Origin of the sequence: Pseudarthrobacter enclensis (assembly GCF_001457025.1) — a bacterium.
In the GTDB taxonomy this organism is placed as follows: Bacteria; Actinomycetota; Actinomycetes; order Actinomycetales; family Micrococcaceae; genus Arthrobacter; species Arthrobacter enclensis.
This window is the reverse complement of the sequence record NZ_KQ758602.1, coordinates 409027-422357: the sequence shown is the minus strand read 5'-3', so window position 1 is coordinate 422357 and position 13331 is coordinate 409027. Positions and strand designations below refer to the sequence as shown.

Sequence of the window (13331 nt, the reverse complement as noted above, 5' to 3'; positions counted from 1 at the left end):
TGTCGCCGGTGTGGTGGAGGGCGTTGCCGGCGTGTCCGGTGCCGGTGCCGGCGGCGTTATGCACGCGGGTGGTGGTGTGGTCTGCTGCTCCCATGACTTTCTCCTTCACGCCGGTCACGGCGTCTTTGAGCTTGTCTGTTTGGCGGTGGACGATGTTGGACGGGGTGACTTTGTCCGCGACGGCGTCGACGTTGGTGCCCAGGCGTGCCCGGGTTGCTTCAATGTCTGCGCGGATTGCGTCCGGGTTCTCGCTCATCGGTTTACCTCACCTGGTTTGAGGGTTGGGGGGATTTCGGAGAGTGTTTCGCCGGTTTGGGGCAGTCCCTTGATCTGTTTGAGTTCCTTCCGGCCGATACTGGCCAGGATGGCGGCGATGATGCCCCAGATCGCGGCGACGATCACGGCGGCCCAGCCCAGGGGCATGAGGGCACCGAGGGCGAACATCAGGGCCAGGGACAGGAAGATCAGGACGAAGTGGCCTGCGACGCCGGCGCCGGCGAGCATGCCGCTGCCTTTGCCGGCGCGGGTGGCCGATTGCTTGAGTTCGGCTTTGGCCAGTTCCACTTCCTGCCGCATCAGGGTGGACAGGTCCCGGGTCACATCACCCAGGAGCTCGCCCAGCGAGGCGTTGTCCGCTTTCTGATGCGCCAGGTCCGGCGACTCAGGAATCTGGCTGCTCACAGCTGGCGTCCCTCCGTGGAGCGGTAATCGCCCTCCGTGGTCCGGTAGGAGCCGTCCTCGTCGCGGAAGGGATCGTCGTCGTAGCGCAGCGGTGTGTCCTCCGCCGTGCCGCCCGGCAGTGTGCTGGTGGATGACGGTGCCCCGCCGGCAACCGTGGGCTCGTTGAACAGGTCATCTGTTCCGGCGGCGTAGACGGTCTCCGGGTGGATCGGGGCGGCAGGAGCGGCGTGGCCCGCACGGTGGGCCGGGGCCGTTGCCTGGCCGGTGAGGCCGGACCGTCCGGTTGCGGTTCCCGTCGATTCAGGGGCGCCGGCGGCGAGGCTGCGGGTCAAGCGGCCCGCCAACAGCCCTGCTCCGGCCGCGAGCAGCAGGAAGGTGCCGGGCTTGTTGCGGGCGAACCGCTGGACCTCGCCGAGGAGGTCTCCCGGCTCACGGTTCTCCAGCCAGGAAGCCACGGACTCGCTGCGCTGTGCGGCTTCCCGGATGAGGTCGCTGGCCACGCCCTGCTGGTCCGGGGCGCTGGCCATGCTGTGCAGCTGGCCGGAGATGTTGCGGATTCCCTCGGCAGCTTTCTGCTGCTGGGTGCCTGCCTGGCTGGTCAACCCGGACTTGGCCTGGTGCAGGAGGTCCTGTGCACTGGACTTCGCCTCGGCAGCTACATTAGCGGCCTCTTCCTTGGCCGTGTGTGCAATATCCTGCGCAGCGGTTGCCGTTTGGCCGGCCACGTTGGACGCTTCCTGCTTGGCCGTCTCGGTCTTGGACGTGCCGCCGGCAGTGGTGCCGGCGGCAGATGCGGTGCCGGACGTCGCGGTGAAGTCATCCTGGACGGGTGCCGCGCCGTAGGGATCCGCGGGGGTGCCGGGAGTCTGGGGCCATTGGTTCTCTGTCATCGGGCTCTCTTTCCTCAAGTTCAGCTGTCGATCAAGAACCAGCAATGCTGGCGTTTAGTAAGCAAGGTTACTAATTAGATAGTAAGCACACTTTGCTTTTGGTTCGCAAGGGGTGGCTGGAATGGTTTTCGGTTGCGGTGAGGTGCTCCGACCGGTGCGCCTTTGGCGGAGGGGGGCTGGCGGCGAATGGATGATAAGGCTGCTTGCCATTATGATGCTAAGCATGCTTATTGTGGGACGGTAGCGACGCAGGGCGATCCCGAACTTTGCCACCTACAGGAAGGGCGCGGCCCGATGACCAGCAATCTTGACCCGGATGCCCGGAGCAGTTACCGCCTGATCACTTTGGCGGCCCGCATGGTCCAGCGGCGGCAGGACGATGCCCTGGCACCCCTTGGTTTAACACGTGCTGCAGTTATTGCACTGGAGGGCCTGTCCCAAGGCCCCCTCAACCAGGAACGCCTCGCGGATGCCATCCGCGTGCAAAGCCAGACGCTGGGGAGGGTGCTGACCCGGCTGGAGGGCGACGGATTCATTACCCGGACCCGGCAAACCGCGGACCGGCGCCAGTTAAAAGTGGAACTGACCCCGGAAGGGGAGGCGGCGCTGGAGGCCGCGCGCCAGGCGGAGATCGATGCTTATCCCGATGATCCCGACATCGGCTGGGGCGTTCTCCGCGAGGAGCTCGCCAAATTCGTCAAGGCCGCTCCGGCGGGCAGGAAACCGGACGTGGTGCCCTTTGTGGCGCCGGAACGCCGGACACACGGGCAGACAGGGCATGAAAGGCGCCATCATGACCGCGCCAAGCATGACCAGGCGGGACACCCGCAGCCTGGGAACGGTGGACTGCGCGGCCTGGATCAGTCCCAGTAAAGCCTCCGGCGCTATGCTGCGCAGGCGTCCTGGAGGGCCTTGACGGAGTCCGCCGGCACCTGGTCCCCGGCCTCGGCAATCTCACCCAGCGGCGTCGTGATGTCTTCAGGCACTCCGGCGGTGCGCGCTGCGGACACCAGGCCGGCCAGCACCTGCTTGTCCTCGAGGCTTACCAGTCCGTCCTGGACCACGGCGCAAATCTGCCGGTTTACTTCGTCTGCGGCCGCCGTGGCGACTTTGGATGCGGCGTCATTCGCCGCGCTGGTGGCGGCCTCTTCCACGGCTCCGCAGCCGGCGGTCAGGAACAGGGCAGGGACGGCGGCCAGGGCGGCGAGGCGGCGTTTCATCCTCCCAGCCTAGCGGCCCAAGTAGTCCCCCGCGGCGACTGTCAGCGGCCGCTGGCCGCCGGAACGCCGAGGACGCTGTCCAGCAACGCGTTCCTGAACTTGCCCTCCGGATCATGCGCGGCGGCAAGGGTGCGGAAGCCGGCAAAGCGCGGGTACAGCTGCTCCCAGTCGTAGCCCGCGGGCGTGAAGAGCTTGCCCCAGTGCGGGCGGGCCCCGAACGGGCGCAGCGCCTCCTCAAGCTCAGGCAGGAGGGCCTCCACCTCAGCCTGGCGACGCCGCCAGGTGAAGTGCAGGGCAACGCTGTCCTGCCGGTGGAACGGGCTCAGCCAGAATTCGTCGGCCGCGGCAGTGCGGATCTCGGAGACCAGCAGCAGCGGAGCCAGCCTGGCCGCCAGTCCGCGGACCGCATCGATGGCGGAGGGTGCATGGTCCAGGGGCAGGATGAACTCGCTCTGCAGTTCCTCGCCGTTGCTCGGGGTGAACTCGTGCCGGAAATGCGGCAGCCGGTCCAGCCACGGGCCGGCCTCATCCATCTGCGCGGTGCAGTTAACGGCGGACATGTCCGGCAGCGGGTGCCGGGGCCGGGTGGCTGCAGTCGCGCCGAAAAGATCCGCCAGGGGCGGCTCGTCGTCGAGCGCTTTCAGCCACACCTGGCTGACGTCCTGGTCAGCGTAGGTGGTGAAAAGGCTGACGCTGTAGGCGCTGGACATCAGCCGCCGGAAGTTGCCCAGCGCGGCGTCCCAGGGGAGGTCCTCCAGCACCCGCTGCCGCATCCGGAAGCTGGGCCGGACGGACAGTTCGACGGCGGTGACCACCCCCAGCGCCCCCAGGCCCACGACGCTGGCCAGGAAGTCGTCCCCGTCCGCGCGGGACAAGGCCACCACGTCCCCGGACGGGCGGACCAGCTCCACCGCCTGCACCTCCCCGGCGAGGGACTGGTTCCGGAGGCCCGAGCCGTGGGTTCCTGTCTGGATGGCGCCGGCCACGGAGATGTGCGGAAGTGACGCCAGGTTGTGGATGGCCAGCCCTGACTCCTCCAGGGTGCGGCACAGGGCGCCGTAGCTGACGCCACCACCCACCCGGACGGTGTGGCGGTCTCGGTCGATGTCGATGGTCTGCGGCAGCCCGTCCAGGAGGACGTGCACGCCGTCGGTGTCGCCTATGCGGTTGAAGGAGTGACGTGAACCAAGGGCTTTGACCCGTGCTGAGCCGGCAACCAGTTCCGCCAGTTCCGCCACAGATCCCGGCCGCTGGACCGCAGCGGAGGAGTAGTCGAGGTTTCCTGCCCAGTTCTTCATCGAGTCGGTTCTCTCCTGTGGGGTCCGGGTGCCTCTCCACTGTCAGCGCTCACAACCGGGGTGTCAAGGCACTTCCACGGGGTGGTCGTGACCTTTACTCCGTCCAGTGGGAGGGCCGGGACAGCGCGGGTGGAAGCCGCGTGCCCGCGCTGCCCAGGGCTGAGGTGACCTGCGCCTGGGTGAGGAAGAGGGCACCGGCCAGGTCGGCGTCGTCGAGCCTTGCATCCCGCAGGTCCGCGCCCAGCAAATCGGTGGCTGTCAGGTCGGCGCCCCGCAGGTCCGCCGCGATCAGTACAGCGCTGCGCAGGTTGGCCCCGCACAGCTGCCTTCCGCGGAGCCTGGCACCGGCGAGGTCGGCACCGGCATGCAACGGCGGGCTGTTCCCCGCGGAGGCTCCCCTCCCGGCGAAAGCTCCCCGGCCGCCGTCGTCCGCCCCGTAGCCGGCCCGGACTTCCTCGCTCACGGTCCACAGCAGGCGCGCGGTGCTCTCGTGGAGGCCGTCCAGGTCCAGGCCGAGGACGCTCCGGGTGCCCGACGCGGCCGCAGCCGCCAGCCGGGCCCGAAGGTCCTGCACTTCCCCAGCGAGCTCCGGGCTGTAGGTCAGGTCCTGTGCCTGCGCCAGGTGCCAGAGCATTTCATGCAGCTGCTTGACCGCCCTGAACGCGGCGAACATGGCTGGCTGCGAACCCGGCTCCTCGCGCCAGCTGACCCCGCCGAAGAGGCCCTGGCTGACGGCCTGGCCGGCTCCGAAGCAGTCGAAGACGCTGCAGCCGCGGAAGCCCCTGGTGCGGAGGCTGCCGTGGATGGTGCACGAAAAGTCGGCAGCCAGGTTGGGGCAGGCTGATGCGGGTGGCTTGTCGATGGCGAAATCCGCGGAGCGGCTGAAGCCGAACGCTGTGCAGCACAGTGCGAAGCAGTTGGAACAGTCAGGCCGCAGTGCGTCCTGGCCGGGGATGGAGGTGGGGTTGCCTGGTGGCGTGCTCATGGGGTCTCCCGGGGATGTTTCCGATATGGGTGCGGGGCGGAGGGGAACCCTTGGGCGGGTTCCCCTTCGCGGCACGCGGAATCACCGCTCCGGCGCGGAGCGACGGGCTGGAACTGCGGAAGCTGTGGATCACAGGCAGGTCATGAAAATCACTGCCACCAGAATATCCGCTTCCTGGCCCGCCGTCCCGGGGTGGAGTCGTTCAGCTCCGCACGTCCTCCGGGGACGTGGTGCGTGGCGGCGGAACGCGGCGGCAGCCGGTGGCCTCGAAGGCTGCCGCGAGGTGCAGCAGGTGGGTGTCGCTGTAGGCCTTGCCGGCGATGGTCAGCCCCACCGGCATGCCGATGTCCGCGGCCACGCCCATGGGGACCGTGACGGTGGGAATGCCGAGGTGCCGCGGGACCAGGTTGCCGTTGGACACCCAGACGCCGTTGCGCCAGGCGGCGTCGGCCGCGTCCCTGTTCGTGTCGGCATCCGCCGGCCCCACATCCGCGGCTGCGGGAAACACCACGGCGTCCAAACCCAGGCGGTCCATCCAGTCTTCAAGGTCCACGCGGCGGGTCTCCTCGAGCCCTTCCAGCCCGGCCCGCAGGTGCGGGATGTCGGGCAGGGAGGGTACGCCGTGTTCGCGGATCCAGTCCGGGTAGTCGCTGATGTCGTCGTCAAAGCCGTCATACCTGTCCGGCAGGGACCCGTTCGGCGCCGGGAAGATGTCCGCGCCTTTGACATCGGCGAGCCTGTTCAGGTGCGGGTCACCGTTGGCCTCGAGGAAGTCGTTCCAGGCCCAGGCGGACAGGTCCACGATCTCGCTCCGCAGGTATTCCGCCGGAACCAGGCCCCGGGTGGCAATGGTGGGCGCTCCGGGCCGGTCGCCTTCGTAGTTGGTGACTGCCGGGAAATCCACCTCCACCACTTCCGCGCCGGCGGCTTCCAGGTCCCGGCGGGCGGCGTTCCAGAGGTCGATGATGGAGCCGCGGGTGTGGATGCGGCGGCCGGTGGGTCCACCGATTCCGGGGTTGGCTGCGGTCCCGGCCTCGGGGTCGGCGTTGATGTACATGCGCGGGACGCCCAGCCGCTTGCCCGCGAGCACGCCCGCCGCGGCCGCCGCGCCGTCAACAGCCAGGGAAACGTACGACGCCGGGCGGACAGCGGATGCCTTGGGTACCTTGATCCAGGGCTGGACGCGCCAGAAATCGCCGCGGGTTTCCTCGTCATCCGCCACCACCACGTCCAGGACCTCCAACAGGTCCGCCATGGTGCGGGCGTGCGGCACCACCACGTCCATGGTGGGGACCAGGGGCCAGTTGCCGCGGACGGAGATGACGCCCCGCGAGGGGGTGTAGGCGCAGAGCGCATTGTTGGACGCCGGGGCCCGGCCCGAGGACCAGGTTTCCTCCGCCAGCCCGAACGCCGCAAAGCTGGCGGCGGTGGCGGTGCCTGATCCGTTGGAGGAACCGGATGCGAAGGCGGCCGTCAGGTAGTCAGCGCTGTAGGGGCTTTCCGCACGGCCATATACGCCGCGCTGCATACCTCCGTTGGCCATAGGCGGCATGTTGGTGAGGCCTATCAGGACGGCACCTCCCGCGCGCAGCCGCTCGATGGTGAAGGCGTCATCCTGGGCCACCAGGTCCTTGAAGGCGGGGCAGCCGGCGGCCACCGTCAGCCCCCGCGCACGGTAGCTGTCCTTCGCCGTGTAGGGTATGCCGTCCAGTGGGCCCAAGGTGTAGCCTGCCGTGCGGCGGCGGTCTGACGCCTGCGCCTCCGCGATGGCTTCTTGGTTCATCACCACGAGTGCGTTCAGGTGTATGCCCGAGGAGTCATACTTCTCAATCCGGTCCAGGTACAGGCGGACCAGTTCCTCGCTGGTGATCTCACCCGAGTCCAAGGCTGCACGCAGCCGGCCGATGCCGGCTTCCACCACGTTGAAGGGCTTCACCGGGGGCCGCCGTTGCGGGGTGCCGGCTGCTGCTGGGTGATGCAGTGGATGCCGCCGCCGAAAGCGAAGATGTCCCGGGCGTCCACCAGTTCCACGGTCCGGCCGGGGTAGGCGCGCTCCAGTATCCCTGCTGCGATGGAGTCGTTGGGATCATCGAAGCTGCACAGCACCACCACGTTGTTGGCCACGTAGTGGTTGATGTAGGACCAGTCCACGTAGCCTTCCCCATCGGTGAGGACCGTGGGGGCCGGAACATCGATGATGCGCAGCGGCCTTCCCTGCGCATCCACCTGGCCCTGGAGGACCGTCTTCAGCTGCAGGTAGACAGCGTGGTCGGGGTGGTCCGGGTTGTCCTGGCGGTGCAGCAGGACGGTGCCGGGGCCCGCGAAGGCCGCAACAATGTCCACGTGGCCGCGGGTCCCGAATTCGTCGTAATCGCGGGTCAGCCCGCGCGGCAGCCAGATGGCCTTGGTGGTGCCGAGTGCGGCGTGGATTTCGGCTTCCACGGATTCCTTGGTGGCCCCGGGGTTGCGGCCGGGATCCAGCTGGACCGTTTCCGTCAGCAGTACCGTTCCTTCGCCGTCCACGTGGAAGCCTCCGCCCTCATTGACCAGGGCACTGGCATGGACGGGGGCCGAGGTTGCCGAGGCCACTGCCCGTCCCACGTTCCGGTCGTTCTCCCAGGCGGCCCACTCCTGGGCGCCCCAGCCGTTGAAGATCCAGTCCACCGCGCCGAGCGAGCCGTCGGGCCGGTGCACAAAGGTGGGGCCGCTGTCACGGAGCCAGGCGTCATCCAGGGGAACTTCCACGATGGTGATGCCGCTGCCCAGCCATTCCCGGGCGGATGTGGCGTCCCGGGGATCGGCGAGGACGGTGACGGGTTCGTAGCGGGCAATGGTCTGCGCCACCCGGAACCAGGCGGCGCGGGCGCGCTCCAGCGTGGCGCTTCCCACGCTGCCAAAGGTGCCGTTGGCCGGGGGGAAGGCCATCCAGGTCCCCTCGTGGGTGTCCCACTCGGCGGGCATCCGGCCGGTGGCGCTGGAGGGTGCTTGAGCGGTGGCGGCATTGACTCCGTCAAGATCAGCAAAAATGAATGTCATTCATTTAGTATGCAAGTGGAGTGCCGGGTGCGCAAGGGATCCGCCCCGGATGACGCCGCAGCAGGCTGCGGGTGCCGCCGCGCCCGTGGCCTGGTTGCAGGGGAACTGCCCCCTACGTTCCAGTGCGGTCCACGGCGGCCAGGATGGCCCGGCCCAATTCGGCCGGTTTCGTGAACTGGGGCCAGTGGCCGGTGGGCAGGTCCACGTACTCGGCGTCCTTCATGCGGGCCAGTTCCGCCACGAAAGGGTGCCCGGCGGTGATCCAGTCCCGCAGCACGGCTGACGGGAATTCGCAGGCGATCACAGTTGCCGGGACGTCGAAGCGCCGCTCGTCATGCAGGTGTTGGGAGTCGTAGGCGACGCCCTTGGGTTGGGGTATGGCGCGGGCGCGGAACTCTTCCCGCAGGCTGTCATCGAGGTCAACCAGGTCCGCGTCCTCGAAACCTTCCCATGGCGGCAGCGGAATATCGTCGCCGTCAGCCTCGAGTTCGTTATTGATCACGCCGCCCTCGCCGAGGGGTCCGCTGTCCACATAGATGGCCCGTGTAACGCGGTCCGGCCGGGCATCAATGACACCGTGGATGATGGCGCCGCCGCCGGAATGGCCCACCAGCACCACCTTCCCGCCGTGCGCATCCACCTCCGCCACCACGGCATCAATGTGGTCCCGCAGGCCGATCCCTGCCCGGCTGGCGTCCTTCGACTCCAGGCCGGGCAGGGTGAGGGGGAGGCAGCGGTGCCCGGCGGCCTCAAGCGCCGGCGTCACCTTCTCCCAGGATGTTGCGTCCAACCAGAATCCGGGAACGAGGATGATGTCCATGACGGCACCCTACCGCGGCGGACTGACACGGCGGCAGGTTCCATGGTTACCGGGTCCGCCTGCGCCGTTTACCCCCGGCGCGGTCCTGCTTCTCGGCCACCTCCCGCTCCGCCCACCGCTGGGATTTGCCGACGGACACCACCTTCTGGTGCCACTCGCGGTAGTACGCCCGCTGGGCTGCAACGTCCGAGCGCCGCGCCAGCGCCGCCAGCTCACGCTGCATCTTCAGGTAGGACTTCCACCGCCGGTCGGTCAGCGCCCCGCCCTCGATGGCCTCCCGGACGGCGCAGCCCGGTTCGTTCCCGTGACCGCAGTCCGCGAACCGGCACCGGGCGGCCAACTCCTCCACATCGCCGAACATCTCACCCATGCCGTCCTCGGCGTCGAACAGGCCGAAGCCGCGGACGCCGGGGGTGTCCATGAGGACGGTGCCGTTGGCAAGCGGTACCAGTTCCCGGGAGGTGGTGGTGTGCTTGCCCTTGAAGTCACCGGCCCGGACCGGCCCGGTGTGCTGGACCTGCCGGCCCACCAGGGCGTTGATGAGTGTGGACTTGCCGGCTCCGGAAGGACCCAGCAACACGATGGTTCCGCCGGGCGGGATATGCGCCATCAGCTCGTCGATGCCGTCACCGTTTTCCGCGGACGTGGTGACCACCTCCACGCCCGCCGCCTGCAGGATGACTTTCCCGACGACGTCGTCCGCCACCTGCGCCAGGTCCGCCTTGGTGATGATCACCAGGGGAGTCGCGCCGGAGTCCCAGGCCGCCACGAGGGTGCGCTCGAGCCGGTTGTGGGTCAGTGGGCGGTCCACCGGCACCACCACGCCCACCGTGTCCATGTTCGCCGCCAGGACCTGCCCGGCGGACGAATCCTCGAACGCCCGTTTGCGGCTGAGCTCAGACCGGCGCGGAAGGACGGCCAGGATCTGCCGGTCACCGGCCCGGTTGGGTCCCAGCCAGACCCAGTCGCCGGTGGCGGCAACCTCACCGTCGAGCGGATAGGGCAGGTGCAGCAGCCCGTCCGCTGCCGCCACGAGCAGCCGGTTGCGGTCCACCCGGACCACCCGCCCGCATCCTGTGGCTTCCGGGCAGGGGTGGTCGTCGAAATACCGTGCCACCTCGGCCGTATACCCGTAGGAGGACGGGCCGTCAGGAGTCGCAGCGTTGTTGGTTGTTGTACTGTCCAGGGCGTTGCCTGAAGGAATGTTCACTGTTGATACCTCGGGGAATGTCCCCGTGCCCGGCGCGCGTCAGGCAGCGCAGGGGCAAACGGGGGAAAGGATGGGGTTGATGTAAGCGTGGCGCCCAGGGCGCGCGACAGCTGCAGTCATCAAAACCACCTCCATTCCCTCGACGGCCCCCGTCATCCTGCCGGGAACGGCAGTGCGGGGCCGGGACCCACTCTAGCGGCAGCCGCAGTTGGGGGCCATAGTCCGGAACGAAAAAGGGGTGCGGCCCCCTGATGGGAACCGCACCCCTGCCCGGATCAGCCGGACTGCTGTGGTCAGGCGCTGGTGGCGTCCTGCACCTCGCCCACCAGTTCCTCGATGATGTCCTCGAGGAAGAGCATCCCCGTGGTGGCGCCGTGCGCGTCGAACACCCGGGCCACGTGGGACCCGCTGCGGCGCATGGCCGCGAGGGCGTCCTCCAGCTCGGCGCCGGCAAACGAGGACGCCAGCCTGCGGATGCGCTTGGCCGGGACCGGCCGGGTGAACTTCGCCTCGGATGTCAGGTCCATGACGTCCTTGAGGTGGAGGTAGCCGGAAGGATCTCCCGCTCCGTTGGTGAGGATGTACCGGGAGTAGCCGTGCCTGGCCACCGCCTGCTGGATGTCCGCCGGAGTGGACGTCTCGGGCAGCAGCACCATGTCCGCCAGCGGGACCTGGACGTCCGCCACCGTCTTGGCGGTGAACTCGAAGGCGTTCGTCAGGGCACCGGTGGTGTCCTTGAGCATGCCGTCGCGGGTGGACTGCTCCACGATGTTGGCCACCTCGTCCAGGGTGTAGGCACTGGTGGCCTCGTCCTTCGGCTCCACCTTGAACAGGCGGAGGATGCCGTTGGCGATGCCGTTCAGGCTCCAGATCACCGGCTTGAAAATCCGGGCCACCAGGACCAGCGGCGGCGCCAGGATCAGCGCCGCCCGGGTGGGCACCGAGAACGAGATGTTCTTGGGAACCATCTCGCCCAGGACCACGTGCAGGAAGGTCACCAGCAGGAGCGCCACCGCGAACGCGATGATGCTGATGGCCTCATAGGACAGGGACGTCAGGCCCAGCGGGATTTCCAGCAGGTGGTGGATGGCCGGTTCGGAAACGTTCAGGATGATCAGCGAGCAGACCGTGATGCCCAGCTGGCTGGTGGCCAGCATGAGCGTGGCGTGTTCCATGGCCCACAACGTGGTCTTGGCGGCCTTGCTTCCGGCCTCCGCCTTGGGTTCAATCTGTGACCTGCGGGCGGAGATAACCGCGAACTCGGCGCCCACGAAGAAGCCGTTAACCACCAGGAGCACGGCCAGCCAGATAATGCCGGGAAGATATTCACTCATGGGTCAGCTCCCGGGTGAGGTTGTCAACGATCCTGTCGTGCGGGCTTTGCGGTGCGTCAGCGGTTTCGGCCGGCGTGAAGCGCAGCCGTTCCACGCGGGTTTCCGACGCCCGCTCCACCCGGAGCGTGCCGCCGTCGACCTTCACCTCGTCACCCAGCTCGGGAAGCCGGTCCAGCTGGTCCGTGACGAAGCCGCCCACGGTGTCGTATTCGCCGTCCGGCACCCGGATGCCGGTGCGGTCCAGGAGCTCGTCGGGGCGGAGGGCCGCGTCGAACGTGATGGAGCGGCCGGTACGGACCACGCCCACGCGGGCACGGTCGTGCTCGTCCTCCAGCTCACCCACGATTTCCTCCACGAGGTCTTCGAGGGTGACGATTCCGGCGGTGCCGCCGTGCTCATCGGAGACGATGGCCACCTGCAGGCCCTGCTTGCGGAGCAGGTTCAGGAGGGTGTCCACGCCCATGGATTCTGGCACGCGCAGCGGCTCGATCATCACGTCCCCGGCAGTGGTCCGGGAACGCTCTCCCAGGGCCACGGCGAACGCCTGCTTCACGTGCAGCACGCCTACCACGTCGTCCCGGTCCCGGCCGATCACCGGGAAGCGCGAGTAGCCCGTGGCGGTGGCCAGGCGGACAATGTCCTCCGCCGTTTCCGCGGTTCCCACCGCCGTCATCCGCACGCGCGGCGTCATGACGTCCGCTGCGCTGTGCTCAGAGAAGCGCAGCGTGCGGTGCAGCAGGGTGGCATGGTCCAGGTCCAGGACGCCTTCGACGGCGGAGCGGCGCACCAGGGAGCTGAGCTCCTCCGCGCTGCGGGCGCCGGAGAGTTCTTCCTTGGGCTCGATGCCGAACCCGCGGATGATCTTGTTGGCGGTGTTATTGAAGAGCAGGATCACGGGCTTGAACACGGTGGTGAACAGCGCCTGGAAGGGCACCACCACCTTGGCGGTTGCCAGGGGCAGGGCCAGGGCGAAGTTCTTGGGCACCAGTTCGCCGATCACCATGGAAAAGATGGTGGCCAGGAAGATGCCGGCCACGGAGCCGATGGCGGGAACCAGGGCCTCCGGCAGTCCCGCTGAGGTCAGGGGGCCGTTCAGCATCCGGCTGATGGCGGGTTCGAACGTGTAGCCCGTCAGCAGCGTGGTCAGGGTAATGCCCAGTTGCGCACCCGACAGGTGGGTGGACGTGATCTTGAGGGCTTTGATGGTGGGGCCGAGGCGTTTCTCGCCGCGGGCCTGGCGGGCTTCGAGATCATGCCGGTCCAGGTTCACCAGGGCGAACTCGGAAGCGACGAAGAAGCCGGTGCCGACAGTCAGGACAAGGCCGATGCCGAGCATGATCCATTCATACATTGGGGCGCCCCTCTCCGGTGTTGGCCGGATGTCCGGTCAGGTGGCAGAGGGGCCTGGGCATATGTGAAGGAGGGTCGTCCATAGTGGGTTCAACTTTACGGGACGGCGGAAAGTTCCCGGAAGCGTCAGCCCCGTTGTTCCAGTGCGCGCTTCTGGTGGCCCGAAATGGAAGAGACGCAGCCGCAGTTGGTGCAGGTGATGTGGAACTTCCTGGCCGTCGTGAGGACGGGAATGAAGAACAGGGTGAACTTGGTGGTCCGTTCAACCAGCGTGTGGTGGGCGTAGGCGTGGCAGCGCCAGCAGGTTGCGTGCTTGCCCGGGAGGGCCTTGTCTGACGTCTTGAAGCCGAAGAGCAGGAGCATTTTCGGGGCCTTTCTGGTGGCGTGTGCCGGCGGGCCGGTTCCCCAGTCCACAGTAGCCGGGCCCTGAGGGGTCCGTCATGGCCTGGACTGCTGGTGCGCGGTGCCGGATCCGGTGCGATACTTGGGCGGTCACGGTTCGGCGGT

At 68.0% G+C, this 13331-nt stretch carries 14 protein-coding genes; 1 reads left to right on the top strand and 13 read right to left on the bottom strand.

Annotated elements, in window-relative coordinates; all coding sequences use genetic code 11:
* The 3 genes from AS031_RS12480 to AS031_RS12470 form a co-directional block, all read right to left on the bottom strand.
* On the bottom strand, window positions 1-256 hold a 256-nt coding region (locus tag AS031_RS12480; protein WP_141688815.1), incomplete at its 3' end, for a DUF3618 domain-containing protein.
* Complete coding sequence (locus AS031_RS12475; RefSeq protein ID WP_058268461.1) at window positions 253-681, bottom strand: phage holin family protein; 429 nt, start codon at window positions 679-681, stop codon at window positions 253-255. The genes AS031_RS12475 and AS031_RS12480, both read right to left, overlap by 4 nt.
* Window positions 678-1571 (bottom strand): hypothetical protein, encoded by an 894-nt coding sequence (locus tag AS031_RS12470; protein WP_058268460.1) that lies wholly within the window; start codon window positions 1569-1571, stop codon window positions 678-680. Before AS031_RS12470 ends, AS031_RS12475 begins: the two co-directional genes overlap by 4 nt.
* 294 nt (window positions 1572-1865) lie before the next feature.
* Here AS031_RS12470 and AS031_RS12465 point away from each other — a divergent pair, with 294 nt between their 5' ends.
* Window positions 1866-2444 carry a MarR family winged helix-turn-helix transcriptional regulator gene (locus AS031_RS12465; RefSeq protein ID WP_058268459.1) on the top strand — a complete coding sequence of 193 codons (579 nt, stop codon included), beginning with the start codon at window positions 1866-1868 and terminating at the stop codon, window positions 2442-2444.
* 11 nt (window positions 2445-2455) lie between these two features.
* Here the strand turns inward: AS031_RS12465 and AS031_RS12460 are convergent, their stop codons facing one another.
* The 10 genes from AS031_RS12460 to AS031_RS12415 all read right to left on the bottom strand — a co-directional run bounded on the left by AS031_RS12460 (window position 2456) and on the right by AS031_RS12415 (window position 13187).
* Window positions 2456-2791, bottom strand: coding sequence for a hypothetical protein (locus AS031_RS12460; protein WP_058268458.1), 336 nt, complete (start codon window positions 2789-2791; stop codon window positions 2456-2458).
* Between the two features lie 41 nt (window positions 2792-2832).
* Window positions 2833-4089, bottom strand: a complete 1257-nt coding sequence (locus AS031_RS12455; RefSeq protein WP_058268457.1) for an FAD-binding protein — start codon at window positions 4087-4089, stop codon at window positions 2833-2835.
* Window positions 4090-4183: 94 nt separating this feature from the next.
* Entirely contained in the window at window positions 4184-5074 is an 891-nt protein-coding gene (locus AS031_RS12450; protein WP_058268456.1) for a pentapeptide repeat-containing protein, read from the bottom strand.
* Window positions 5075-5276: 202 nt separating this feature from the next.
* Window positions 5277-7010 (bottom strand): amidase, encoded by a 1734-nt coding sequence (locus AS031_RS12445; protein ID WP_058268455.1) that lies wholly within the window; start codon window positions 7008-7010, stop codon window positions 5277-5279.
* Window positions 7007-8110 carry an agmatine deiminase family protein gene (locus tag AS031_RS12440; protein WP_058268454.1) on the bottom strand — a complete coding sequence of 368 codons (1104 nt, stop codon included), beginning with the start codon at window positions 8108-8110 and terminating at the stop codon, window positions 7007-7009. The genes AS031_RS12445 and AS031_RS12440 overlap by 4 nt, the downstream gene beginning before the upstream one ends.
* Window positions 8111-8222: 112 nt before the next feature.
* Window positions 8223-8930: an alpha/beta fold hydrolase gene (locus AS031_RS12435; protein ID WP_058268453.1), complete on the bottom strand. Its 708-nt coding sequence runs from the start codon at window positions 8928-8930 to the stop codon at window positions 8223-8225.
* A gap of 46 nt (window positions 8931-8976) precedes the next feature.
* On the bottom strand, window positions 8977-10140 hold the full coding sequence (gene rsgA / locus AS031_RS12430; RefSeq protein WP_058268452.1) for a ribosome small subunit-dependent GTPase A: 1164 nt from the start codon (window positions 10138-10140) through the stop codon (window positions 8977-8979).
* Window positions 10141-10433: 293 nt separating this feature from the next.
* Entirely contained in the window at window positions 10434-11474 is a 1041-nt protein-coding gene (locus AS031_RS12425; protein ID WP_058268451.1) for a hemolysin family protein, read from the bottom strand.
* Window positions 11467-12825 (bottom strand): hemolysin family protein, encoded by a 1359-nt coding sequence (locus AS031_RS12420; protein ID WP_058268450.1) that lies wholly within the window; start codon window positions 12823-12825, stop codon window positions 11467-11469. The genes AS031_RS12425 and AS031_RS12420 overlap by 8 nt, the downstream gene beginning before the upstream one ends.
* Window positions 12826-12950: 125 nt before the next feature.
* A complete protein-coding gene (locus AS031_RS12415) occupies window positions 12951-13187 on the bottom strand; it encodes a zinc-ribbon domain-containing protein (RefSeq protein WP_058268449.1) in 237 nt (78 codons plus the stop codon).
* Window positions 13188-13331 lie beyond the last annotated feature (144 nt).

Excerpts from the sequence above, each read along its gene's own strand:
- AS031_RS12470 (WP_058268460.1), bottom strand. The coding sequence starts at position 1,571 with ATGACAGAGAACCAATGGCCCCAGACTCCCGGCACCCCCGCGGATCCC.
- AS031_RS12465 (WP_058268459.1), top strand. The coding sequence starts at position 1,866 with ATGACCAGCAATCTTGACCCGGATGCCCGGAGCAGTTACCGCCTGATC.
- AS031_RS12460 (WP_058268458.1), bottom strand. The coding sequence starts at position 2,791 with ATGAAACGCCGCCTCGCCGCCCTGGCCGCCGTCCCTGCCCTGTTCCTG.
- AS031_RS12455 (WP_058268457.1), bottom strand. The coding sequence starts at position 4,089 with ATGAAGAACTGGGCAGGAAACCTCGACTACTCCTCCGCTGCGGTCCAG.
- AS031_RS12450 (WP_058268456.1), bottom strand. The coding sequence starts at position 5,074 with ATGAGCACGCCACCAGGCAACCCCACCTCCATCCCCGGCCAGGACGCA.
- AS031_RS12440 (WP_058268454.1), bottom strand. The coding sequence starts at position 8,110 with ATGACATTCATTTTTGCTGATCTTGACGGAGTCAATGCCGCCACCGCT.
- AS031_RS12435 (WP_058268453.1), bottom strand. The coding sequence starts at position 8,930 with ATGGACATCATCCTCGTTCCCGGATTCTGGTTGGACGCAACATCCTGG.
- AS031_RS12425 (WP_058268451.1), bottom strand. The coding sequence starts at position 11,474 with ATGAGTGAATATCTTCCCGGCATTATCTGGCTGGCCGTGCTCCTGGTG.
- AS031_RS12420 (WP_058268450.1), bottom strand. The coding sequence starts at position 12,825 with ATGTATGAATGGATCATGCTCGGCATCGGCCTTGTCCTGACTGTCGGC.
- AS031_RS12415 (WP_058268449.1), bottom strand. The coding sequence starts at position 13,187 with ATGCTCCTGCTCTTCGGCTTCAAGACGTCAGACAAGGCCCTCCCGGGC.